General features: G+C 43.1%; 18 protein-coding genes. 15 read left to right on the top strand and 3 right to left on the bottom strand.

From position 1 onward, the window contains the following. From DWX84_RS11885 to DWX84_RS11875, 3 genes are all read left to right on the top strand, one after another. Positions 1-1,416, top strand: a complete 1,416-nt coding sequence (locus DWX84_RS11885; RefSeq protein ID WP_048927979.1) for a glycoside hydrolase family 140 protein — start codon at positions 1-3, stop codon at positions 1,414-1,416. 33 nt (positions 1,417-1,449) lie between these two features. Beyond that, positions 1,450-2,628: a glycoside hydrolase family 172 protein gene (locus DWX84_RS11880; protein WP_048927980.1), complete on the top strand. Its 1,179-nt coding sequence runs from the start codon at positions 1,450-1,452 to the stop codon at positions 2,626-2,628. A 121-nt stretch (positions 2,629-2,749) separates the two neighbouring features. Further along, positions 2,750-3,133 carry a hypothetical protein gene (locus tag DWX84_RS11875; RefSeq protein WP_005861419.1) on the top strand — a complete coding sequence of 128 codons (384 nt, stop codon included), beginning with the start codon at positions 2,750-2,752 and terminating at the stop codon, positions 3,131-3,133. 57 nt (positions 3,134-3,190) lie between these two features. Here DWX84_RS11875 and DWX84_RS11870 read toward each other — a convergent pair whose 3' ends face one another. Both DWX84_RS11870 and DWX84_RS11865 read right to left on the bottom strand, forming a co-directional pair. Then, positions 3,191-6,007, bottom strand: a complete 2,817-nt coding sequence (locus DWX84_RS11870) for an NPCBM/NEW2 domain-containing protein (protein WP_048927981.1) — start codon at positions 6,005-6,007, stop codon at positions 3,191-3,193. Positions 6,008-6,111: 104 nt separating this feature from the next. Further along, positions 6,112-7,404, bottom strand: coding sequence for a DUF1080 domain-containing protein (locus DWX84_RS11865; protein ID WP_048927982.1), 1,293 nt, complete (start codon positions 7,402-7,404; stop codon positions 6,112-6,114). Between the two features lie 36 nt (positions 7,405-7,440). Between DWX84_RS11865 and DWX84_RS11860 the strand changes: the two genes are divergently transcribed. The 12 genes from DWX84_RS11860 to DWX84_RS11795 all read left to right on the top strand — a co-directional run bounded on the left by DWX84_RS11860 (position 7,441) and on the right by DWX84_RS11795 (position 24,476). After that, entirely contained in the window at positions 7,441-7,620 is a 180-nt protein-coding gene (locus tag DWX84_RS11860; protein ID WP_122377520.1) for a hypothetical protein, read from the top strand. A gap of 99 nt (positions 7,621-7,719) precedes the next feature. Next, the gene (locus DWX84_RS11855; RefSeq protein WP_122377519.1) at positions 7,720-8,940 is read left to right on the top strand and encodes a site-specific integrase; all 1,221 of its coding nucleotides are present in this window, start codon (positions 7,720-7,722) and stop codon (positions 8,938-8,940) included. A gap of 12 nt (positions 8,941-8,952) precedes the next feature. Continuing rightward, positions 8,953-9,336: a hypothetical protein gene (locus DWX84_RS11850; protein WP_117721561.1), complete on the top strand. Its 384-nt coding sequence runs from the start codon at positions 8,953-8,955 to the stop codon at positions 9,334-9,336. A gap of 277 nt (positions 9,337-9,613) precedes the next feature. Continuing rightward, the gene (locus tag DWX84_RS11845) at positions 9,614-10,855 is read left to right on the top strand and encodes a primase-helicase family protein (RefSeq protein WP_026318661.1); all 1,242 of its coding nucleotides are present in this window, start codon (positions 9,614-9,616) and stop codon (positions 10,853-10,855) included. A 251-nt stretch (positions 10,856-11,106) separates the two neighbouring features. Further along, positions 11,107-12,078, top strand: a complete 972-nt coding sequence (locus DWX84_RS11835; RefSeq protein WP_018697420.1) for a toprim domain-containing protein — start codon at positions 11,107-11,109, stop codon at positions 12,076-12,078. Positions 12,079-12,344: 266 nt separating this feature from the next. Further along, positions 12,345-13,652 carry a MobV family relaxase gene (gene mobV, locus DWX84_RS11830; RefSeq protein WP_018697421.1) on the top strand — a complete coding sequence of 436 codons (1,308 nt, stop codon included), beginning with the start codon at positions 12,345-12,347 and terminating at the stop codon, positions 13,650-13,652. 284 nt (positions 13,653-13,936) lie between these two features. Continuing rightward, positions 13,937-16,822 carry a PD-(D/E)XK nuclease family protein gene (locus DWX84_RS11820; RefSeq protein ID WP_117678479.1) on the top strand — a complete coding sequence of 962 codons (2,886 nt, stop codon included), beginning with the start codon at positions 13,937-13,939 and terminating at the stop codon, positions 16,820-16,822. A 22-nt stretch (positions 16,823-16,844) separates the two neighbouring features. Further along, positions 16,845-18,005, top strand: coding sequence for a hypothetical protein (locus DWX84_RS11815; protein WP_018697426.1), 1,161 nt, complete (start codon positions 16,845-16,847; stop codon positions 18,003-18,005). Position 18,006: 1 nt separating this feature from the next. Next, complete coding sequence (locus tag DWX84_RS11810; RefSeq protein WP_117678478.1) at positions 18,007-18,816, top strand: hypothetical protein; 810 nt, start codon at positions 18,007-18,009, stop codon at positions 18,814-18,816. 618 nt (positions 18,817-19,434) lie between these two features. Further along, positions 19,435-22,563, top strand: coding sequence for a contractile injection system tape measure protein (locus DWX84_RS11805; protein ID WP_048927983.1), 3,129 nt, complete (start codon positions 19,435-19,437; stop codon positions 22,561-22,563). 21 nt (positions 22,564-22,584) lie between these two features. Continuing rightward, positions 22,585-23,172: a DUF4157 domain-containing protein gene (locus DWX84_RS11800; protein ID WP_005867018.1), complete on the top strand. Its 588-nt coding sequence runs from the start codon at positions 22,585-22,587 to the stop codon at positions 23,170-23,172. Continuing rightward, positions 23,169-24,476 carry an ATP-binding protein gene (locus DWX84_RS11795; protein ID WP_048927984.1) on the top strand — a complete coding sequence of 436 codons (1,308 nt, stop codon included), beginning with the start codon at positions 23,169-23,171 and terminating at the stop codon, positions 24,474-24,476. Before DWX84_RS11800 ends, DWX84_RS11795 begins: the two co-directional genes overlap by 4 nt. 1 nt (position 24,477) lies before the next feature. On the opposite strand, the gene DWX84_RS11790 is transcribed toward DWX84_RS11795, so the two are convergent. Next, on the bottom strand, positions 24,478-26,601 hold the full coding sequence (locus DWX84_RS11790; RefSeq protein WP_121961342.1) for a hypothetical protein: 2,124 nt from the start codon (positions 26,599-26,601) through the stop codon (positions 24,478-24,480). Between the last annotated feature and the right edge of the window lies 1 nt (position 26,602).

Below are 26,602 nucleotides of genomic sequence, written 5' to 3'. Positions count from 1 at the left end.
ATGCGAAAATATCTTTTGTTTTGTCTAGCTTTTTGTGTATTGGGTTGTTTGGCTCAAGATTTGATTGTCCGTCCGAACGATCCTATTATTTATAAGAAAGAGGGCGGTGCCTTTTTATGGCTGGGGGATACGGCTTGGGAGTTATTTCATGTATTGGATAAGGAGGAGATCGTTCATTATCTGGATAACCGGCAAGAAAAGGGCTTTACGGTAATACAGGCTGTTATCTTATCTGAACTGGATGGTTTGGATAAACCGAATGCGTATGGATATTTGCCCTTGGTTGATAAAGACCCTACCCAAATCACGGAAGGGTACTTTGAGTTGGTGGATTTTGTGATTCGAGAGGCCGGCAAACGAGGAATGTATATAGGGCTTCTACCTACTTGGGCAAACAATGTGGTAGAGAAAGACGGAAATCCAGCATTGTTTAATCCAGATAATGCGTATACATACGGGAAAATACTGGGAACCCGATATAAAAATGAAGCTGTAATATGGATTCTTGGTGGTGATAGAAATGTGGTTACGGATAAGGAGTTCGAGATCTGGCAATCTATGGCGAAAGGAATTCAGGAGGGAAATGGAGGAACACAACTAATGTCCTATCATCCGACGGGAGAGATTTCCTCGCATTATTGGTTCCACAATGAGTCTTGGCTATCATTCAATATTCTCCAAAGCGGGCATTACCGCCGGATGGATCCGGTATATCGTTTTTCGGGTATGTATGCTCAATTGAACCCGATTAAACCGTTTGTAAACGCGGAACCTTCATACGAGGACATACCGGTTCGTTTCTGGGAATATTTTGATTATGCTAAGTTCGGGAAGAAAAAGGAGGACATAATAGGTGATAACGGATTGATTAAGGATACGACTTATTTTACGGATGGAATTTACGATGACTATGATATTCGTATGCAGGCTTATTGGACTTATTTCTCTGGAGCTGCCGGATATACATATGGGAATAACGCTATTTGGCAAATGTATAAGCCGGGTGGTAAATATCATGTACCATGCCTTACGTTTTGGGATGGTGCGTTGGATAGGCCGGGAGCCGAATGTATGCGCTATGTAAAGTCTTTGTTTACGATGTATCCGTTAGATCGTTTCCGTCCGGATCTATCCGTCCTGTTCGGAATTAATTACAATGACGCAAGCTATATCACTCCCGTTTTAGCAAAAGATAAGACTTTTATTTTAGTTTATTTGAGTCAAGGGCAGGATGTAAGAATACAAATGAGTAAATTGCGATCTTTTGGTAAAGCTTATTGGTTCAATCCGAGGAATGGGGCGAGAACTTTGATCGGAGCGGTCGAGAATAAGGGAATTCGTACATTCAATGCGCCCGGAGAAGCGGGAGAGAGGGGAAATGATTGGATCTTAATTTTGGAGGCGGATGATAGGTAGACGATGTATAAATTTTAAATAATAAAAGTCATTATGAAGAAGATCAATGTTTTGCTGTTAGCCTTTTTGCTGTTAAGTTTTTGGGCGAATGCCCAGCAGTATCCTTTTAACGGGTTGGATATGAATATGGGAAACCTTTCTCGTTTGTCGAATGCGCAGAGTCGTTCGATCAGTCCGGAGAATTTTACGGGGGAGAAAGGGAAAGGAGCGATGGCTGATCCCGTGAGAGATAAGGATGTCCGGAATAAGGCGAATGCAGCTGGCCCAGCGAAAGATTTGGGGAAAGGCTGGAAAGTAAATCCTTTTATTATCGTGAAACCGGGGGAGACAGTTACTATCGCGGAGATTGATGGCCCGGGGGCTATCCAGCAGATATGGATGACTCCCACTGGCAACTGGCGATTCTCGATACTCCGTATGTATTGGGACGACGAGAAAGAGCCTTCGGTTGAATGTCCGGTCGGGGATTTCTTCGCCAGTGCTTTTAATGAGTATGCCCAACTTTCCTCGTTGGCGGTCTGTGTAAATCCCGGGAGCGCTTTCAATTGCTACTGGAAGATGCCGTTCCGTAAGAAAGCACGCATAACGTTGGAGAATATTAATAATGCGGAAGAGATGCGTTTGTATTACCAGATTAATTATACCTTGACGGAAGTGCCGGAGGATGAGGGATATTTCCATGCGCAGTTCCGCCGTTCCAACCCGACACAAGGCTCTATCCATACGTTGGTGGATGGAATCAAGGGAAAGGGACAATATGTCGGAACTTATTTAGCTTGGCGTGTCAATGATAACTGTTGGTGGGGTGAAGGAGAGATCAAGTTCTATATGGATGGCGACAAGGAATACCCGACAATCTGTGGAACAGGTACGGAGGATTATTTCTGCGGTTCGTATAACTTCGAGAATCAGAAAACACATCAATACCAAGAATTCACCACTCCTTATGCGGGAATGCACCAAGTGATCCGTCCGGATGGCCTATATCGGGCTGTTACGGCGTTCGGCTTGTATCGCTGGCATATCTTGGACCCGGTTCGTTTTGAAAAGGATCTGAAGGTTACGATTCAAGATTTGGGTTGGCGGCACGATGGTAGGTATAATAATCAAAAGTCGGATATCTCATCGACTACTTTCTGGTATCAGGCGGAACCACACGCTAAATTCCCGGCATTGCCCAGTAAGGATGATTTGGAGATTCCGAGATGGTAAATGGCCTGTGGTAAAATGTTAAATGTTATTTCTGATTAAACCTTTCCTTTTTATCGATGTCTATTTTTTCGAAGCGCTTCATAAACAGGTAATTTATAATAAAAGTAATAAGTAGTAGTTTATGAAAAAGGTAATAGGATTGTGTTTGGTTGTATTGTTGAGTTCAACTTCTGTGTTCGCTCGTGAGAACAGGCGTATGGACAAGCGTAAGATGGATCCGTCCGCACGTTGCGAGAAGATGATCGCCGACTTGAAGTTAGATGAGAAACAAGCGGTGGAGTTCCGTAAACTTCAAAAAGAGTATATGGAAAAGGCTCAGAAAGAACGTGAGGCGATGAAGGCTGAGCGTGAGAAGCAACGGGAAAAGATGTTGGCCATGCGTGAGGATAAGAACGCCCAGATGAAAAAGATATTGACGGAGGAACAATACAAACAATATCTGGAGAAACAGCAGCCTAAAGGGAATAAACATGGCAGAAAACATCTAGGTAACGGACGTAGATAAAGAAGTCTATAGATAGATAAAATGGCCGGGGTAGCGATTATCCCGGCCATTTTAGTTCTAATCGGCTGCTTCAACCACATACCAAGTATATCCGTTGGCAGGGATTTTAACCGTAAGCTCCACTGTATAGTCCCGGTTCAGTTTGTAGGTGACAGGCTTTTGCTCTTTTTCCCGGATGCGGGCTGTTTGTGTCAGGCCGGTATAATAGAGTGGGATATGGATCGTACGGGTGATCTCTTGATGGGTCGGATTGAAGAACATGGCTAGACCTTTCTCCTTCTTGTGAGGATTGACGTGTATGAACCCGTCCCAGTCTCGTGCGTCCGGTCGGCGTAAATGGATCATATCGCTGTTGAGTATATCGCGGTATTTCTTATACCATTGAATAACCTCGGTTACGGCCGCTTGGGTCTCCGGGGTATCATACAGACGTGGGCCTCGATAGCAAGCTTGGACACCAGCTCCGTAATTTTGCATCATATGTGTTTTGTATTCGAACAAGTGTTCGTGGAGGGGCTCCAAGGTAGCGGCCTCTCCTCCTCCTTGATACTCCACGAGAGGAACAAAGCTCCAGCATGCCGAAGCCATCCGATCCCATGTACCATCATAATTCAATTGGCGGGCATGGATGATCTGTCGATCCCGGGGAAGCGACCAGTTGGCTTCACGGTAACCAATGCCTGTCTTGGTAGACCCGTTCAAGAAATAGAAATCGGGAACATTGATATAAATGCCATTCTCGCACATCCAACGATAGAGATCGGTTATCTTATGGAACTGATTCCATTGGGAATCTTCCAGCCCTTTATGATAGGTATGGTGGGTAGATGCGCATACGTCGCCGGGATAGGAGCCGTCGTGCTCGAAGCAACGCATGCCCGTACGCTCGAAGAAGGTTCGTATATGATGAAAATACTCATATCCCCAATCGCTGCAAAGGCAGGGAGCGCTACCGAAACGCATCCCCCCTCGTTTACCTGTCTTGGGATTGATAACATCTACCTCGTCGCTGATCCAACGGCTTGATAAGAGGGAGTAACACCCTAACTCTACACCTTTGTTGCGGGCGTAATCCACCAAAGATTTATATTTGGCGATATTTTCTTCTGAGATATCCTCGGCGTTCAATCCGGATCCAAAGCTGATGATAACCATCTCGTATCCAACGGTAGCGCATTGATCGATAGCGGTACGAATAACATCCGGATCGGAAGAGGTAAGGTGCATGAAGATCGGATTCTCCGTAGCCCATGGAGCTACCGTATAATGTAAGCGTCGTTTAAACAAACCCTTTCGTTCCCGATCACCGCTGTCGAACGGCATCTCGTATACGCTAAAAGATTTGAATTTCTGGCCCGCCGCTAGGGTATAATCAGGACCTATCTTGGGCGATATATCTAATATACAAGGTGTTAGCAAAGGATAATTGCGTTGGGAGGTATATTCCGGATCGGCCACCCATTTCTCCGTGATATCGGTTTCCCGCTCGGTAAACTCTCCGCCACAAGCATAATCGCTTTCTACATGTATGTTCGGGAGCCTGAATTTAGAGGGATCTCCACCGCCGGGCGACTCCGGTTCGGCGAATGCCAGATATTCCAATTGAAAGGCATCGATATCTATGGACTGCGGGGTATTGTTGGTAACCTCCATACTTTTCCGGATAACCGGGATGTGATCGTATAAGTCGTAATGGAGTTCTACGGTGACACCTTCTGTTTCTTTCTCTCCTTTCAATACGAAAGTCAGTCTTTTCCCTGTGGGTACGTTCTTATTCAGTGCCCAGCGGCTTCTGGCCCATTTGATATCTTCCTGCAGCTCTTCTATGCGGAAATCCTCAATGAGAAAAGAACCGGGGCGAGTAGTCATCTGGTCGACCCATTCCATTTGGAAGTATCCGCGCTCGGGCTGGCCGGCCAGCCCGCCAAGTTCCCAACGTTTCCCGTCAATCGTCAAACTACCTTCGCTACTTACGGCACGAAGCATACTTTCTCCGGTCATCCGGTTAAAGATATCGAGAGTGGAAAGATTGGGCAAGACACGGAACATACGTGCTACCATTCCGTTTGACAATAAGATGCTTTTGCCATCTGGAGTCGCATATATGCCGGCTTTTGATCGTGAGGGTTGTAAAAGCCAGTCGAAAGAGGTGTTTTCCAAAGGAAGCCCTTGTTGGGGTAATTGCTTGATTTTATCAAGTAATTTCTTCTCCGTACCGGATGATACTTCCGGTCCTTTCCCTTGATAGCTCGTGGAGACGATCGAGGGGATGATCTCCATATACTCTATTTGGGGCGTGATCCATAAGGCATGATCTCCGCTAGGTCCATCGTCGGTAGGCTCTACGATAAGATCCAATATCTTTATGCCATTTAGGGGGATATCGATTGTTTTCGGGGCATCGCCAAGTTTGATGATACCGCTGTTATAAAGCTCCTTGTCATCTCCTTTCAAGATAAATAAGGCCGAGCCCGGATGTACTTTTCCGTCTTTACCTTCTAGACCAACAAATGTCTTGGCGTTTTTTCGGGTATCGAAATACATTTTCGTTCCGTCAACAAAAGGGATAACCGTGAGGCTTTTATCCGTATAATCGATATGTGAGTCGGCGATCCCGACCTGCGCTTGAAAGCGTGACGCATTCTTGTGTAAATCGATCTTGATATGACTTTTGGCTTGTACCCCGATCACGTCATCATACGTTTTTCCTTGTATAGAGGCGGGCTCGTTGGTAACTGATTTCCCTTTGACGGCGCCACCGTAAGTTTGGTAGGATTTATTTAGGTCCATGTCCATAAGCCGGATCTCGTTCTGGCCCATGGCGTAGAGGCCGGCAAATCCCGAAAGGATAGCTGTAAAGATAAGTTTATTCATAAAATGCAGTGATAAAAGAGGGTGTTATCAATGATAAAAATAAGGTGCTTCAAAAAGACTTCTTTTGAAACACCTTATTTGGTTTATAATCTAGCTTCGTTCTATTATAATGTCGTAAGTTTTAAATTTCGCCAAAGAACCTTGATGCCTCCACCGTCGTGAATCTGAAGGGCGATGCGGCCTTTACCCGCTCCGATCTTCTCATCATTCAAGTTTACCATTTCCTGTCCGTTCAGCCAAGTCTGTACGTTATCGCCTTGTACTTTGATACGCATCGTGTTCCAATCGCCTTCTTTCAAGATATTCTCTTTCTCATCCGGAATCTGAACCAACCAGCCACGTCCGTACGACTCATAGATACCACCTGTATCGTGACCCTTCGGAGCTACTTCTACCTGCCAGCCGTTTACTTTCACGCCTTCCTCAACGAAAGAGCGGATGAATACGCCGGAGTTTCCGTCAGCCTCTTGCTTAAACTCTACGGTCAGATCAAAATCATCATAATAATCACGGGTAGCGAGATAACCGTATTGCTTATCGGGACCACTTTCGCAAACCAATAAACCGTCTTTTACGTACCATTTCTCCGTACCGTATGGTTCCCATCCCGTCAAATCCACGCCGTTGAACAAGTTCACTTCCTTACCGGCCTTACGAGGAAGTTCTTTGATCTTCAAGTTACGGAAAGATGCGGGATAACCATGATCTTGCAAGCAAAGCACACCTTTTTTCGCCAATCCGTATTCCGGTGCATTGGCCCATTTGCCGCTATTTTTCTTAGCGTGCCAATCGTCTGTCCATGCCTCGAACTCTAGGATCTTTTGTCCGTTCAACCAATGTTCCACATGTCCATTATCGAATATGATCTTGGAGTTGTTCCATTCGCCTTGCGGATTCACCTTCATCTTGGATTTATCCGGCAAATGCATCGCGTAATCCACACCTAATTTCTGCCACTCTTCCAATGGGTCCGGGAAGTTCGGCTCGTCGATCAATTGATACTCCGGCCCCGTTACGTAAGGAACAGCGAATTGGGGACGCTCTACCACATGGTACAACATACCGCTATTGCCACCCTTGGACAATTTCCAGTCCCAAGAAAGCTCGAAGTTCTCATACTCTTTATCGGTTACGATGTAGCCACTAGCGTCGCTGCCATCTCCTTTGGCTTGTATACAACCATCCACTACATGCCAAGGCTGTGTCAATGTAGTCCCGTTGTAATCTTTCCAACCATCCAATGTCTTTCCATCAAAAAGCAGAACCCATCCGTCGGCGATTTCCTCGGGAGTAAGTGTGTTTTGTTCTTGACTGGCACAAGAGGAAAACAAGGCCAGCGATACCGCACAAGAGGCTAACAAGCTTGTGGCGGCTGTTTTTTTCATTACAGATTCCATGTAAATAAAGAATTTAGGTTGATAAATTGTAACTGAATGGCAAATTTAGCGAAAATCTCTGGAATAACCTCGAAAAACGGGAGAAATGACGCTAAACGACTTAATATCAGAGTTGTTACGATGTCAAATGATGACAAGCCGAAAAATCGGAAAACGCAAAGAAAAGCGGATTTAAGAAGAAGAATGGTTTGCAAATCATTACCCGTAAAAGAGTAAGATTTAACATATGAGAGATGCTATTGCACCGTTTGTCACCGATTTGCGTATCAAGGTCTAACTCGTTGATATTTAACTTTGCAAACAAAAAAAACGAGTATGGCAAGAAGTACATTCAAAGTGCTGTTCTACGTGAACGGCAGCAAGGAGAAAAACGGTATTGTCCCCATCATGGGACGAGTGACAATCAACGGTACTGTGGCGCAGTTCAGTTGCAAGCAGACCATCCCGAAAACCCTTTGGGATGCGAAAGGCAACCGAGCCAAAGGCAAGAGTGCCGAAGCACGGAACGTCAATCTGGCATTGGACAACATCAAGGCGCAAATCATCAAGCACTATCAGCGCATATCCGACCGAGAGGCATACGTAACGGCTGAAATGGTGCGCAATGCCTACCAAGGGGTCGGAAGCGAGTATGAGACACTGATAAAGGCTTTTGACAAGGATTGCGCCAACTTCCTGAAACGTGTCGGCAAAGACCGCAGCATCGGCACATATAAGGTCATGGTAAGGGCAAGGAACTATGTCGCAGCCTTTATCAAGTCATTCTACAGACGGACGGACATGTCCATGCTGGAACTTACGCCCGACTTCATCAAGGAGTTTGCGGCTTATCTTACGGCTGAACGGGGACTGAAAAACGCCACCATCTGGCTGAACTGCATGTGGCTGAAAGGCGTGATCATGCGTGCGCACTATAACGGACTGATACCGAGAAATCCGTTTGCGCAGTTCCATATCAGCCCGAATGTTAAGGAACGGGAATATCTGACAGAGGACGAAATCAAAAGAATCATGGCGCACGAGTTTGACAACCCCACCCTCGCATTGGTGCGAGACCTGTTCATTTTCGCCTGCTTCACCGCCTTGTCTTTCGTGGATATGAAAGAACTCACAACGGACGAAATAGTGGAGGTGAACGGTGAGAAATGGATATTGTCGAAACGGCACAAGACAAATGTCCCGTTCCAAGTGAAGCTGCTGGATATTCCCTTGCAGATAATCGAACGGTACAAGTATCTGTCGGAAGACAGGCTGGTTTTCGGGAAAATCAACTATTGGACGATGTGCAAACAACTGAAAAAGGTAATGGCGGAATGCGGAATAGAGAAGCAAATCTCCTACCATTGCGCACGTCATACATTTGGAACACTGGCTCTTAGCAAGGGGATGCCCATTGAAAGCGTGAGCCGTGTTCTGGGACACACGAACATTGTCACGACTCAAATCTATGCGAAGATAACCACACAGAAACTTGACAATGACCTGTCGATGTTCGGCAACAAACTGAACGCATCGTTCGGAAGTGTAACCCCATAACCAAGCATAGCCATGAAGCGAAGCATCATCACAACGGACGGCAATGGCAACATCACCTTGCCGACCGATATAGGCGCAACCGCCATGAGCGAATGGGAACTTTGCGACCTGTTCGGAGTAACCGCCCCGACATTCCGTGCAGGACTGAAGGCTCTTTGCAAGAGCGGAGTTTTAAGGGAATATGGGATAAGGCGAAGCATACGGGTATCCGATAATTGCAGTATGGAGGTTTACAACCTTGAAGCGATAGTCGCCCTCGCTTTCCATATCGGCACATTCGGAGCGGAACAGGTACGTAATGCCGTTCTTGAAAGACTGTACCTGCGAAAAGAGAAAACAAGCATCTTCTTCTCGCTGAATACCAACGGTATATCCAAATCCGAATACTTCTCGTAGCTGAATGCCTGACATTATTCACTCGGTAAGTCAGTAATTCATTAAGTCAGTACGACAGAACGACAGACGCTCTGACTTTTTCTCCCGAAAAGCGTAATCCGACATTCGCTTTTCGGGAGTTTTTCCGTTTGCACAACCCGTTTCCTGCCTCAAACCATTGAAAGTTTTTGTTTCGGGGGCTATTTGTCACCATTCTGCTGTGTTTTGCATAACAACCTATCCGATAATTGATTATATTTTTGCAGCTGGTAATTTTCAAACTTAAAACCATTTGATTATGTCAGCTATCGAACAACAGGACAGCCACAGACCGCCATCGGATGGCGGCATGGCAAAGGAAGAATTTATCCGTGTCGGGACAATGCTCTACAAGATTGTGGAGCAACCGAGACTGAACGGAGGGTATGTGAAGAAACGCATCGCATGGAACAACGAGACCCTGCGACAGGATTACGGCAAGGATTACATCGGCAGCGTTCCCAAGTATGACGGCTTCTGCACAGTACCCGAACACATCGGCTACCGTTCCGTGGTCGGCAAATTCCTTAACCTCTACGAACCGATAGACCATGTACCCCGACAAGGGGATTTCCCCTCTATCCGTTCATTGCTGCATCACATCTTCGGGGAACAATACGAGTTGGGGATGGACTATCTGCAACTGCTCTACCTGCAACCGATTCAGAAGTTGCCTATCCTGCTGTTGGTGTCGGAAGAACGCAACACGGGCAAAAGCACCTTCCTGAACTTTCTGAAAGCCCTTTTTCAGAACAATGTGACTTTCAACACCAACGAGGATTTCCGCAGCCAGTTCAATTCCGATTGGGCGGGTAAACTCCTTATCGTGGTGGATGAGGTGTTGCTCAACCGCAGGGAGGACAGCGAACGGTTGAAAAACCTCAGCACTACCTTATCCTACAAGGTGGAAGCCAAAGGCAAAGACCGTGACGAGATTGCATTCTTCGCCAAATTCGTGCTGTGCTCCAACAACGAGTATCTGCCCGTAATCATAGACGCAGGGGAAACACGCTATTGGGTGCGCAAAATAGACCGCTTGCAGTCCGATGACACCGACTTCCTGCAAAAACTGAAAGCGGAGATACCCGCCTTTCTCCATTTCCTGCAATACAGACAGCTATCCACCGATAAGGAAAGCCGGATGTGGTTCAACCCCACATTGCTGCATACAGAAGCCTTGCAGAAGATTATCCGCAGCAACCGCAACCGATTGGAGATAGAGATGCACGAACTTGTCCTTGACATCATGGACAGTGTCGGCACGGATACATTCTCTTTCTGTTACAGCGACATTCTTCTTTTGCTGGTACACTCACAGGTAAAGGTGGAGAAACACCAAGTCCGAAAAGTGTTGCAGGAATGTTGGAAACTGACCCCTGCGCCAAACGGACTGACTTATACCACCTACCAGTTCAACTGCAATCGGGAGTGTCGGTATGAGCCGATAAGGAGAGTGGGACGCTTCTACACCGTCACAAGGGAGCAACTTGAATCCCTGTAATATTATCATTTTTCTGTTGAATTGTTGAATATGGGTATAAATACACTGACAATAAACGATATACATTCTCAACAAAATCTCAACAAGCCAAAAGAGAAGTTGAGAGACCACCGACACCCGTTTGTTGATTTTTCTTTTGGCGAGTGGTTTGTTGAGAAGATGTTGAGAGGTTACGAGGCTGTATATAAATATATTACATTGACAATTCATCAAATCAACAAATTTTCATCAACTTCAAAACCATATGTAATATGACAATCCAAGATGTAAAGCAAATCAAACTGGCAGACTATCTGCAAAGTCTGGGCTATACGCCTGTAAAGCAACAAGGCAGGAACCTGTGGTACAAATCACCGTTACGGGAAGAAACGGACGCATCGTTCAAGGTAAACACCGAGCTTGAAAAATGGTACGACTTCGGCATCGGCAAAGGCGGTAATATCATTGCATTGGCAGCGGAACTCTACCGTTCGGAAGATGTAGCCTATCTGCTGAAACGCATAGAGGAGCAGACAGCATACATCCGCCCTGCATCGTTCTCTTTTGGCAGACAGCATTCCGACAATCAGCCTTATCAGGGATTAAGGGTTGGTGAGTTGTCCTCTCCTGCTCTTATAGCCTATCTGCAAGAAAGGGGAATAAACATCGGACTTGCCAAAAGAGAATGCAGGGAGCTTCGGTTTATGAATGCCGACAAACCCTATTTTGCCATCGGCTTTCCGAACATGGCAGGAGGATATGAAGTGCGCAACAGATACTTCAAGGGATGTGTCGCCCCGAAAGACATCACTCATATCCGACAGCAGGACGGACAACGATGTATGTGTTACCTGTTCGAGGGGTTCATGGATTACCTCTCATTCCTTACCATCCGAGTAAGAAACAATCCGCAACACCCGCGATTGGACACACAGGACTATGTCATACTGAACTCCGTTTCCAATCTTGCGAAAGCGGAAAGCTTATTGGAAACCTACACCCAAATCGGCTGTTTCCTTGACAACGACACGGCTGGACGGAGCACCTGCAAGAAGCTGAAAGAGAAGTTCGGGGAACGGATGCTTGACAAGTCAATGTACTATCGTGATTATAAGGACTTGAACGACTACCTGTGCGGTAAGCCCTTGTCCCAATCGGCAGAGCCGATAAAGGAGAAGAAGCAAGTCCAATCCGCAAGGCGGATGATGCAGCCACCGAAAAAGAAAGGGGGATTTCATCTGTAATATGCACGTCCGCTCTCCCAAGGTATTTAGACAGAAATACCATAGCTCAATAGGGCGTTTTCTTCACGCATTACTCCGTAACGCTAAAAACACCCTATCGAGCCAAAGGGAAATCCCTTTGGAAACCCTGTGCAAACGAGAGCAGAAGCCAAACTCGTTTGGATTATGCCGAGTGCTGCAATGGTTCATTTGCATAATAAACCCTGTGAGCCGATGCCACAGGCAGAGAGAAGAAACATAACGATAACCGCAAAAACAGTAATGATATGGGATATTTTTCATTGGACATTAAGAAGGCAAAGGGTACATCGGACACCACGCAGTCCGACCATATAGAGAGAAAGATAATACCTAAAAACGCAGACCCGACAAGAACACATCTGAACAGGGTGCTTGTCGAATACCCTGATGGCGTTCACGGCAGGGATGAAGCGATTGCCCACAGGCTGAACACGGCAGGCATCAGACGGAAAATCACGCACGACCAAGTCCGCGTTGTCCGGGTGGTTTTGTCGGGTACGCACGAGGACATGATGAACATACAGGAAAAAGGAAAGCTCGACGAATGGTGCAACGACAGCATCCAATGGCTGCAAGCCACATTCGGCAAAGACAATGTGGTTGCCGCCCATCTGCACATGGACGAGAAGACTCCGCACATCCACGCAGCCGTTGTTCCTATCGTGACGGGTGAAAGGCGCAAAGCCAAGAAAGAACAGACGGACGGTAAGCGCAAGTACCGCAAGAAAACAAATTCCGTCCGTTTGTGTGCCGATGACCTGTTCAACCGCCAGACCCTGATTGCCTACCACGACAATTACGCAAGGGTGATGACGAAATACGGATTGCAACGTGGGGTACGGGGCTCGGAAGCACGGCACACTACCACCATGCAGTATTATCGGGACTTGAAAAAGAAAAATGAAACCCTTGAAACCGAAACCAGACTGTTACAGGAGAAGAAAGCCGAGGCGCAGGAGGAACTGAAACAGGTAAAAGCGGAAATCCGCACCGACAAGCTCAAAAGCGCAGCCACCGATACGGCAACCGCCCTTGCAAGCAGTGTGGGTTCTCTTTTCGGAAGTGGAAGAATGAAATCGTTGGAACGCAGGAACGAGGACTTGCAAGACCGCATCCTTGAACTTGAAGACGAAGCCCGACAACGGGAACGGCAACAAGCCGAACAGATACAGGAGATAAGAAACGCTTACGAGCAACAGCACCGCAAGCTGTCGGAGTTTACGGATTTTGTCAGACGCTATTTCCCGTATGTGGAGAAGCTGATGCCTGTAATAAACTTCCTGCGTGACCGATTGGGGTTCAATGACGGAATAATCAGAAGACTGTGCGAGTTCAAGGAGGTCGGGATAAAAGGCGAACTCTATTCTTCCGAATTTAACCGAAGTTTTGATACCCGACACTCCGTCTGTTCCATCAGACAGGACGAAAACGGTAGATTCGATTTCAAGATAGACGGGGTTTCACACGTGAACTGGTTCAGAAAGAAAATGAATGAGTTTAGAGAAGCTATCGGAATACCGAAACCAAGACAGAATAGGAGTATGAAACTGTAAATCAAAAAAATCCGTGATGTTTGAATGGCAGATCACGGATTTTTCTTACCTTTGTATCGGATTGAGGTAACTCTTTCCAAAACATATTAGATAAGAAAGAAGCGTTATGCGCATCAAGTATTTGGAAACGTAGGAAATTTTCAAATTGCATACTCAGATGGCATAGTGGTTCTCACGCTATAGCGTGGGCTGCTATTACTACATCTGTATGCAAGGTTTCCTACGACCTCCAAATAAAGACGTGGCTGTGCAGTTCACGCTTTATATATTTATAAGTAAGAATTATGGATTCAGAAAAAAAATGGGGTTGTATTGGATATGCCCTACTAGCACTTATAACTTGGGGACTTACTCAAGGTTTTAAAGTCGTATGCATAATTATAGGAATTTTAATAGCCATTCTTATAGCTTTTATATTTATATCAAATTTATCAACCAAGCGTTTAATAAAGAAATTTAAGCATCAAAAAGATATATATCCTAATGCATACTCTTTCTTTCGAAAAGAATTACGAATATTCCAGTCTGAAAACAATCTTACAAAACAAGATATAAATAAATTCCTCTCATTCCCTAAAGTTGAATGGGAAAAGAGAGAAAAGCTCGAATTGGAAAGAATACAACGAGAAAAGCAGGTATCAACTGAATATAATATGATTAAAGCCAACTATTCAGATGGACTTACTTGTTGGCAAAAAGAACATCCTTCTGCAAACAAATCAATAATAATAAGTAATATTACGGAAATAATAGATTTCGATAGGCGGCAAAAAGAGTTTTTAAGTACCGAAGAATGGGAAAAGGCACAAATAGCTTTTAGTAAGTTATGTCGTAGCAAAAAATCTACAACGCCACATTCTGGTTGCTATTTTTATAACATGAATTTTCAAAAAACCGACTATAAAGGAAATATCATACAAGGAGAATATCGCATATGGCAATTCTTTTTTTCAAGTTTTTGCACTGCAACCGATTTAGATTACACTCATTTTAAACAGACGCAAGAGAATAACATTAATATAGATAAATATAAGGAGGGAAAAATAAATACCCCTTCTTATATCAACATAGAGATTAGTAACTTTATAAAATCATTGGGTGTCCCTGTGCAAGTAATCGCATATGGGGCTGAATTCGATGAAAATCTTCAAGTTCAGTTTTTAACTCTTGATTTGGCTGTACTTGGATTTCAATCATGTGCTCTCCATCATATAGATGAATTATCTTCAAACTATGTTGTTATTATTGATGGAGTAACAACACAAGACTTGTTTGTAAAAAGATGCGAATCTGTAATACAGAAATTTAAGCATCAAAAGCCCTGTATTGTTTATATTTCTTTAATGAAAGAGTTTTCTCGGGAAGAGATGCAAAAACTCATTGATAAAAAGAACATAGAAGTGCAGCAACAAAAACAAATAAAAGATGAAATCAATTCTATTTCTAATGCATTAAAGTCTGCTGATATTGAGACGGCAAAAGAAAAAGTCAAGAAGGTTAAAGATTTTGCTTTGTCTAAAAGCGTAGATAAAGAATTGATAGATGTCATTTGCAAAACAGAGAAAAAAATAGAAAGTGATTATGCTGTTGGAGTGGTTGATGATTTTGATGTTCAATATGTTGATTATTTGATGCCATCAGTTGTCCAAGATAAGAGTAACTGGAAATATCCAGTAACTAAATATCCTGAAGATGGCTGTATTGTTTTTCCATACAGAAGAAAAGCTATAGCAAGAAGAGGGTTCAGTGAAGCTAAATTCCAAAATTATCTACAAGATACTTTCAGGGGATGTGATTTACTTATACTCGGTGATTGCAATATACTTCCTGTAGAAGATAACAGGCCTTTTGAACCAGATATAGCGATTATATGCAAAAAGCACCCATCTATAAGAATAGACATTGAAATAGACGAACCATATGCTGCATTTACACGAAAACCTATACATTATATAGGATGTGGAGATGATTTTCGTGATGCACTTCTGAATAATATCGGATGGATTGTTATTCGTTTTACTGAATATCAAGTTTTTTCCAATCCTAAGGGATGTGCGGCTTTTATAGCACAAGTTCTTCATTATATACAACCCTCTATGGTTTTACCAATCGATTTTCTCTCATGTTCTACTCCAAAGGAAATTGAACGATGGACAGAAATCGAAGCCAAAGTTATGGCAAGTGAAAATACTCGCGAGAAATACTTGAACCATGAATTTGGTATTGTTGACAATGAGAAACTTGAAATTGCAGACATAACACAAACGGAAAAAGAAAGGGTTTGTGCCAAGAGAATGAAACCATTGGTGTTTTCTTCAAATAGAAAAGTAAACTATAAAATAGGAGAACCTGTTTTTTGCGAAAAAGACGTTCATATTCAATTCTATCCACAAGAACATATTTATCTATATGATGGACAGGAACAATTTATTCCTGTCAGCAGTGTGATATCTTGTTTCTTTAAGCCATTTGATTCATACTATTGGTCAGAATATAAAGCTAATCAACGAAATATATCACAAGGACAGATTCTTGAAGAATGGGATTCAAAAGGTGCGTGTTCACGTGATGTCGGAACTTTTATGCACCAACAAATAGAAAACTATTATAAGGGACTTCCATATCAACAAGAATTCTCTTTCAAATATGACGGAAAATATGTTCACATAGAAGAACAAATTTCTCTTGAACTTGAATATATGCAATTCATAGAGTTTCTCGAAAACCACAAATTTAAACCGTTTAGAACAGAATGGGCTATATATGATGACGAACTAAAAATTGCTGGTACAATAGATATGATACATAAACGTGGAGATGTTTTTGACATATATGATTGGAAACGTAGTCATCGCATTGTCGATTTTTGGGGTAAACCGATTGCGGTAAACAACTATGGCGAGAAAGGGTTAGGTGAACTCAATCAAATTGAGGATACGCCATATTGGCATTATTGTATTCAACAGAACCTATATCGCTATATTCTCGAAAGAAATTATGACATAATTATCGAAAAGATGTATCTTGTGGTTTTCTGTGATGATACAAATGAATACAGAAAATTGGAAGTGCCACGTATGGATGAAGTCATAATTTCTATAGTAAAATCCTGTAAGAACGGGACTGTTAAGAAGCGGTTGATAACATTACAGGGAGAAAATCTATCATAACATTGATAATTAAGTTTTTTGTATGGAAGATAATTATTACATCAAAACTCTCCTTGAGAAAATTGAGTCTGCTGACCCAAAATCGTTCAGTCAATTTGCACATGAACATCCCATTTGTTTTCAAGAGAAAAAGGGCAATTGGCTCTTTCCTATGATGTTTGATTTTTATGTGAATAAAATACACAATGAGTATATCATATCTTTACTTAAAGAGTTGGGACTGTATCTACACAATAAATGTAAGAATTATGAAATGTCTGAAATTACTATGATTGATAGAAGTTTGTGCATAGATGATTCGTTTGTGGATAATTATGTCCTCAAAGTTCAAAATGCACAAAATGACAAGCCTAAATTCAAAGATTTAAATTCTCCTTGGCGTACAAGGGGAATTTCATTAGCATTATATGAAATTCCTACTTTTGTATTAAATTCTATCATATTTGAATTTAAAGATACAGAGCATCCATATATACTTGCTGATATAGCAGGTATGTATATGTATGGGCAAAAGTTCGAAGAAGGGCTAAATTATCTTTATCGAAGTATAAATCAACTTGCAATGTTCCCGAATCGATATTGGAATAGTGATTATGGATTAGCTGGGGCAGCAAATACTTTTAGATTATTACTATTGATGTGCCCTAAAAACCATATGGAACTATATAGAAAGATTTATTCATATGATTATCTATATTTGACAAAATTAGCCTGTACAACAAATGATGAAATCTTTCAACAGGAAGCTTATGTAAATAGGGCATCTATTGCTATGGATTCTATGGCAAGGTATATAATTCCAATAAATATCAATCCTGACTTGTTGTACATTTCTGATATGTACTATGCGCATTATTGTAATGAATTAGCAACCCAAATATCAATATCTTCGGGATGGAAGTATAATATGAAATCACTTACCTATTATCAACACGCATCTATTAAACCTAATGATACGGGAGGATATGTTGATATTGAAGAAAAAACATATAATGAAATTGTATCAGCAAAACACGAGCAGGCAAAATCAATAGCTTTGTTGTTTTATACAGGAATCTGTGCGGAGGATGGCAAATTAACAAGTCGTAATATTGAATCTTTATTTAAGATATTACAATATGAATGTAGGTACAATTACAAAGAAACAAGAAAAAGAGTGTTAAACTTTAAATCATACAAATAACATGGATTTTTTTGAATTTTTATTCGGTAAAAAGGAAGATAAAAATGTGAGTTCACAATCATCTTCAAGTGTAAACAATTGTAAGTCTGAATCTACGATAAAGTCAGTTCTGCAATCAGAAGCTCCATCTATGGACCCTATAGAACAATATGTAAAGGAAAGTGTAACAGACCTGAAAAAACACATGCCTCTTAATACAAAAGACCTTGAAGCAGAAGCTATTTATCTTGCAGCATATCTTTATCTGAAAGGTTCTTATCAGATTGACTTTGAATTAGATTACTTCTCGGAAGGTCTTATTGATAAGATCCCATCAAGAAACTTCAATGTTGCTGATAAGGTGTTTTCATACATGGTAAAATATGGAGAAGGACACTATGGAGTAGAAGAACGGGATTATGGTATTAATGGTTATAAAATGAATATTCAAATGTGTTCTGATTATGGTAGTTATGTGAAGAGCTATTTTATAAGAGCACATAAAATCGGTTCAGGGCAAGATTATAATCACTTTAGTTCACCAAGAAACTGTTTATGGAGAAATGGAGAAAAAACTATAGATAGTCCAACCCAACGAGACATCTACTACAAATTTAGCAAGGGCACGTTTGAATTTATGATACCACCATACAATCCTCTTGTTGTAGGACGTGTAACAAAACAAGATGAATCAACTCTACGTTGTGAATCAAATGATGGAAGAAGAACATTTGTTTTCCACTTTAATGGCGCATTAAAGCCAAGTTGTTTGGATTATATAGAGATGTATCGAAATGATAAGGGAGATATGGTTTCTTATCACAAAGAATAGCCTTTAAAACATTTTTTCTATATCAAAAGAAATTAGACAAATATTCAAGTGCTGTACTATCTAAGGGACATAATAAATAGTACAGTGCTTTTTATATATAAGTAAAATTCGTATCTTTGCAACAAAATAAGAGTTCCTTGTAAGCAATTCAAGGTAGAACGCAGCAGATTGCACAGTTGCCAAGTCATTACCTCAAAAATGGGTAATTCTCCCAAAGTCCTTTGTATAAGGCACTAACGAAAGTTTTCCAGAATTACGTAAATATCTTTGATATCTCTCTCTGTTGGAGGAAAAACGCTTCTCTCCCTAGGAAATACTTCTCCAAGAGCCTATATATTCTTTGTCGAATAAGCTCTATTTCTTAATTTGGCGGCGCTGAATTTATATTCACAGCCGCTGAATATACAAATGCCGCCGCTGATTGTAAAATCAGTGGCGATAATTTAAGAATAGAATAGGTACCGATCAGGCTTACCTATAGGTACGCATAAGTTTTATTCTGGCACAATCAACTTTTATATGTTTTTGTGGAAAAGAATCTGGATAATACTTGTTTAATCGAAGAATAATATAGATATTGCATGCATCTAATAAAGACTGAAATACCCTGCAAACCATATGATAACAATAGGCACCTTAAAACTAGATTTAGTTGCGGATCGGGAACCTTTCGTTCATGATTTATATGGTCGTTGGGATACCTTTAACCGAACCTCTTTAGAAGGGATCGTGGATGAGATTTTAAGCCGTTATGATACGGAAGATGAGTTGATCCGGATCGAGAGTTTAGACTTGGATCTAGGTGGGCTAGAAGAAGATGAATTCTATGAGCAATTCCCCCGTAGACTGGCGGAGAGACTGGACGAGACTTTCGCTTCTTATTTGCGAAGTAAGGAAGAGCATCCCGACCGAATCGCTGTTGTTCCCATCAAGCAATCTTGGCTGGAAGTATTTACCTATTATATGTCGCACGGATATTGGCCTTGGCTGGAAGAGGAGAGGCTCACCTTACCGGAACTTCTAGATAAATTAGTACGAATATCCCCGATAGAATTAAGTCATTTCCTGCGTGAGAAGGGAAAGGCGCTTACCATTCGTAAACGTCTGGTCTTTCAATTGGATGATATCTATCAAGAACGTTTGGTACATGTGGTGGCACCCTCGGAAAGCTCGTTTATAAACGCTTATGCCCGTTTCTTGCAAGACTCTTATCCCGAGATAAAGCGTCCGGAGATAGGGAAGAATGATTACAGAAACGCTATCTGGATAATCCTATGGGGATATTTATTATCTCAGGATCAAGGCTATTTCAACCGGAAACAAATGGTGACGTACACGCTGCGGGAATTATCCGGCTATTATTCCATTTCTTTTGTGGATTTACTGGGGATGCTGACGTATGATTTAGATAAGTTCGCCTCTACCCGCTTGTTCATGCCCGAGTTATTGTCGCTCTTGAAGGATATCCGGCTAGAGACATTATCGGAAAAGGAATTCACTAAAAATCTCTCTCTTTTTTCTCTGGAAGAATTGAAGGCTTTGCTCGTGCGGCGGGAGAAGAGCTTGACTTTCTTATCCGGGTATAATGAGGAACAGATTTACCAGATCGTGGAACAGGTGATCCCTGCGGAGAGTCCGTTTGTCATCGACTATGCGAGAGCGTTGGATAAGGAGAAGGAATTGGGTATGCTCGAAGGGAAAGCCGGGAATGATTTCAGGATACTGAAATGGGTGTTTATCTTCGAGGTTATTCTCGGTAGGGGGGGGAGCGTATTTTCCCGCCATCAGTTCGCCTTCTCCGTGTTAAAGGAATTGGCGGCGCATTACAATCTGACGGTAATGGAGTTGTTGGGATATTTTTACCGTACCTTGGCAAGTGGGCTGCTAACGGCTTATCCAGCCGTTCGGGAATTGATCATTGCTTTGTACTTGAATGCTCTCGATGATTCTCCCTCCGATATATCCGTTTATTACCCGGAAGATTTGAAAGATCGGTTGTCTAATTCCGGTTTGTGCCGTCGCTTTATCCGTTCCTTGCGCGAGGAGCAAATCTATTCGGTGGTTAGGCAAATCGTTCCGGTGGAAAGCCATTTCATTATCCGGTATGCGCAGACGCTGGATAAGGGGAAAGAGCAAGGGCGTTTGGAAGGAAGGGTGGGCGGCGAGTTCCGGCTGTTGAAATGGGAGTTTATTTTTCTGGTACTGTTTAGCGGGCCATTAACCGCTTTTAGCCGGAAACAATTCGTACGTTCGGTGTTGGGACAGTTCTCTGCTCATTATAATATCACGGTGCGGGAGTTGATCTCCTATTTTCATGAGGGAACACATGGGGAATATCCGTGGGTTCCGGAAGAGTTACGTGAGATAATAGACCTGCTGTACGAGGATATGGATAAGGAATCTCCCGAGCTTTTATTCTCTGTTTGGTTGAATGAGGAGAGGAAAGCGTATCGGTTGGGACAATTTATAATCACAGGCCGTTCCGATGAACCGCTGGGCGATCTATTCGAGTACGTGAGTGGTTTGGAGAAGACGAACCCGAAAATCTTACTGAACCAATTACGGCAATTGAAGGATATTCCTTCATCCGGAATAAGGGTTGAAGAGCCGATAGAGGCCGCTCGTATCTTCGCTTCCTTATTACTGTTTGTCATCCGTGAATACGGTCTGGCTTTTCCGAATCAAGTATCCTTGATCCAATATCTTACGAATGTAAAAGAGAACCGTACTTTTGGGGATGCCGCTCGGTTGCGCTTATTATTACATGAGTGTATGTTGGAGGATATGGATGCGTTCGCACGTACTATGGAAGCTTTACTGGGTATGAAACAGGGGAAAGTGCCCGAGCTTCCCATCCGTACGATTTCTCCCGCTATCTATCCGTTCAATTCTCAAAAGATGGAATTATTGGAGGAATTATATACAGGGGCGACTCCCGCTTTGCGTTTGCTTGTCGAGGAGGTAATCCGCTTGTTTCGTCTCAATAACTTCGGGTTGGAAGAGAACGTTTGGTTGGGGTGGTTACAGGCTCTTTCCGGCAACGTTTACCGGAATTACTCCAAAGATGGATTGTTGTTCCTCTTTTGGCAGCATTTGAGGGAGTCTGTGTCAGAGGAGGAATTACATAAGATAGAGACTTTTATATGTCGACATACAACTAATTTATCTGAATTGTCAGTTTTTATATATCAACTTAAAAATAATATGGATATGGATGTTTTGAATGGCCAGTTAGAAGATCATGGCGTGTCTATTAACAATGCGGGCTTGACGATCATAGCCGTCTATCTGCCAATACTTTTTCATAGGTTAGGCTACTTGAGTGATGACAGACGTGGCTTTAAATCGAGAGAATGCCAAGTGAAGGCCATTTTTGCGTCTCAACGTTTTGTAACGGATGAGAAGGAAATCCCGGAGCCAGAATTATTCTTAAACAAAGTCTTGACGGGCTATGATAGTCCGGAACCGCTTCCTCGCTCGTGTGATTTAACTGAGAATGAATTAGAGATGATAGAGCAATTGAAGAAAGCGGTACTTATGAATTGGGATAAGATGAGGAATACGAGCTGGGAAGGTCTTCAAAGTACTTTTATCCGGAGAAAGGGAGTGTTAAAGATGGAGAAGAATAATTGGACGCTAACGGTCGAGGAGAGAGCTTTTGACGTCTTATTAGATTCGATTGCTTGGAACTTCAGGTTCATTAAAACTCCATGGATGGAAAAAATACTTAGAGTAAAGTGGCGGTAAATAACATTAAAAGATAACATTATGAATGCGGATCGGATACAGATTCAAGAAGGACCTTCGCGGGTCTTTCAAAACCGTAAAGGTGAATCAACACAATTGATGGAAGATAACCGGGTACAATCTGCCTTGCAGGCTAAAATGGTGGAAACTATGCAACGTGACGCAATGGATGAGGATGATTTGCTGCAAGGTAAGTTCGCCGTTCAGCGGGATGTGGAAGATGAGGATGAGCTTCTTCAAGGAAAATTTGTGGCCCAACGGCAAACTAAGAACCAGACAGGGATTCCGGATCATGTAATCCAAGGCATGGAGTCTTCCTTCGGGACGGATTTCTCCTCGGTACGTGTACACCCGGATTCATCGAAAGCGCCGGAGGTTGGGGCTTTGGCATATACGCAAGGTACGGATATCCATTTCGCCCCGGGACAATTCAAACCGGATACGTCTGCCGGACAGCAGCTATTGGGACATGAGTTGACACACGTCATCCAGCAAGCCGAGGGACGTGTACAGCCTACTACCGAGGTAGGTGGAATGGCCGTTAACGATGATTTATCCTTGGAACACGAGGCGGATGTGATGGGTGCTAAAGCTGCTTCTGTCTTATGAACGAGTGGATCGATTGGTTCCAGCGGGTATTGGATGTCTCCATTCGTTTGTATTTCCGGCAGGAGTGCGATTTATCTTCCGTCTATGATATCCCACTCCCGAAGGCAGGACCGCTTTGGAAGGCGTTGTTGCCGGAACAGGTCGATCCTACTTTCGACGAGTGGATGGTGTTGATGTTGGCCTTAATGCCTCATCTTTCTCCGCAGATGTTGGATATTTTTTTTGTGCATAATAAGAATTTTGACCGTCCTTATACGGAATTTGGCGGTTGGAAAGGACTATCGCACGGAGGATTCTTGCCAACGGGCGAGACGGCCGTTTTCCTGTTGGCGGGCGATCGTGTGGAACGCCGTCTGGAAGTGGTTCGTCTATTTCGTGAGGAGCATTGGTTCCATATGTATCACGTCGTTGGCTTGGAAGGAGCCGGGAATGGTGAACCGTTCTTGAGCGGACAACTGCGTATATCGGAGGATTTCTTGTACCGTTTATCTTTTGAGGGAGAATATAAGCCGGACTATAATATGGGTTTTCCGGCCAAACGGATTAGTACGGCTTTGAATTGGGAAGATGCCGTATTGCCTTATTATGTGCGTGAGGAGTTGGAGGAGATAAATAATTGGATTACGGGGCATCGGGTCATCCTTTCGGACTGGGGATTGAGTCGTTTTTTGAAGGCCGGTTACCGCACTTTGTTTTATGGCCCGCCGGGAACGGGTAAGACGCTTTGCGCAACCTTGATCGGCAAGAAGAACGGGATGGATGTATATCGTATCGATCTTTCCATGATTGTCTCCAAATATATCGGCGAGACTGAAAAGAACCTTGCGAATGTATTCGACCAAGCGGAAAACCGAAATTGGATTCTCTTTTTCGATGAGGCGGATGCCTTATTCGGTAAACGAACCTCGACGAACACTTCTAATGATCGCCATTCGAATCAAGAGATCGCTTATTTGCTGCAACGGATCGAGGATTTCCCGGGAACCGTTGTTTTAGCCACAAACTTAAAGAGTAATATTGATGAAGCTTTCTCCCGTCGTTTCCAGTCTATTATCTATTTCCCGATGCCGGATCAAGACTTACGTGAGGAATTATGGCGTAGAATGCTTCCCTCTTCTTGGCTACCTGCGGATGCGGACAAAATGATCCGTATGGCAGCTACTTATGAGTTATCGGGTGGCTCCATCTCGAATGTGATCCGGCGTTGTGCCCTTCGGTTGCTAAAGCAAGACACTCCCCGGCTAGATTCCGATATCTTATCTATGGCGATCCGCCGGGAATTGAATAAAGAGGGCCGGTGGTGATTTAAGGCAACGGCTCTCTTTCCCGGTGCCCGATCGGTACGATGATTAAGAGAAAAAAGAAGAGTGGGAGCGCCAACAGTATCATTTGGGTCCATATGTCGAAAGTTTCCCGCGAGGATACGATATTGGTGATTAGGTATAATACCAATACGATCTCGGATATGAATACCAGTAATAGAGGCAAGACATATCGCTTATAATGTTGTGCCAACATGTAGAACTTACTGGATGTCATATACAGGGTGATTAGGATTAATAGTATGAGAAATAGGAATATATCACCCAATACGAAATAAATAAGCATCGGGTTGGAGAATTCCGTATTTGCCAGTTGCGCCAGATCATCGGAGCAACAGGTGAGTTGCTCGCCTTGCGGAAAAGGATTTAGCAAATAGAATAAAGAGTTGAAAAGATTATCTAGTAAGGATACCTCGCATTCTTCCTCATACATGACCATCTTGAGTACTGGTTCTTGCTTATTCTCTCGATTTTCGCAAGTAGTTACGGGAACGCCCATTTCATCGTAATCGACGAAACAAAGGCGGTCTACCAATTGGTATTTCAATAGAATGGATAGATAACCGATATGCTTTTTCTCCTTGATAGGGAATATGACATTTAGATCGTAGTTTTTATATATTTTATTACCATCCACGCAAAAGGAATCGATTACGAAACTAGTGGACTTCACGAATTGTACAAGTTCTCTCCGGTTCTCCAGTTTAAAATCGAAATCAGGGAAGTAAAGAGTCAATCCGTTGAGTTTCCGGAGAGACGGGTTTCGGTTGATCGTACCGGTACCCTTTGTGAATAAGTTATTTAAAAGAGCCATCTGGGATTCTTTCGATCTTAAGAAATCATTCGTCGCTTTTGAGTTTCGGAATAGGACTAGTAAATCGACGGGTGTATCCGAATAAACGGGCATATCTATCAAGCACTCCTGTTGTTGCCAGTCGCTTACTTGGCTAGGTTGCCCGCTTTCTGTATCCACTACATACCCTAGATATTCCATCCGGCTGAATTTCCGGATAAGGTCTGCCGGTAATTGCTCGTATACGGATTGCAACCAATACGGCACGATGGGAAAAGCTCGTTGGTTGTATTGACTTAGGCGTTCGGATAGGCGTTTGGTTTCTGATGATGCGCCATCTACCTTGAATACGGGAATACTGCAATTTCCCTTTTTCTTTTGTGCGGCGATCTCTTCTTTGCTACGTTTATCGAAATAACAGAAGAACGTACGAATCGTGGAGGGACGCAGCTCACGCACGGATAGCAACCAGTTCTTTACGGCTTGCGTGTAAGTGGTGTCGTAAACGAATGGGATGAAATCGGTTTCTCGGTATCCAATGGCGTCTTCTTCCCAAGGCGTGATGTTGAGGGCGATGGAAAGGGGAGCTTCCTTGATGAAAAACTCAATCGTTCCGCTTCCTCTGATAGAAGGATTCTCGTCCGGGTTGTCCAGAACACCTGTAACATCTTCTGTCCATACGGGACAAATGATATAGCCTTGTTTATCGGAGTTGAGCAACGATTGCATATTATCCAGATCTCCGGTTTTACCTTTGAAGAAATACATATTCTCGACGGTAGGGGGAGGCAAGATCTTTTCCGGTTCTCTTTTATTGAAATAATACCACAAAGCTTGCGTTACTTTGACTGGGCCAAGCTTTTCATCGAAGAAGCGGCAGAGAGGATCCGCATTGGCTTTATTCTTGGATGCGGTTAATAACTCGTTTCCGAACAGCCAAGGTGTATATGCGCATTGCTCTACATGATCGGGTAATAAAGAACTTGGGGACTGTAAATAACCCAAACGTGAGATCGCTTGGTTTGCGTCCGGGTTTGTTACGAAAGTGAAAGCATTCCCCAATTCAGCGGGATAAACGATATAACCGCATTGTTCCGTTAAGATACGCTGGGTGATCGAGTCCATAAGAGTCTGGTAAGAGACGATCGGGGTACGAATCTCTTCCAGTTCTAACTCGTTCCGCTCTCCTAAACTCCGGAAATAATCCAATCGCTCCGAGAGACTTCTTTGGGCGTTAACGGCTTGTGCCATGATTACATGAAGCAATAAGCCCAATAAAATGCCGTGGTAGGTAGTTCGATATCTGGTTGACATA

This window comes from Parabacteroides sp. AF21-43, assembly GCF_003635435.1.
Lineage (GTDB): Bacteria > Bacteroidota > Bacteroidia > Bacteroidales > Tannerellaceae > Parabacteroides > Parabacteroides distasonis.
Note: the sequence above shows the minus strand (reverse complement) of the source record. Positions and strands in the feature narration are given on the sequence as shown.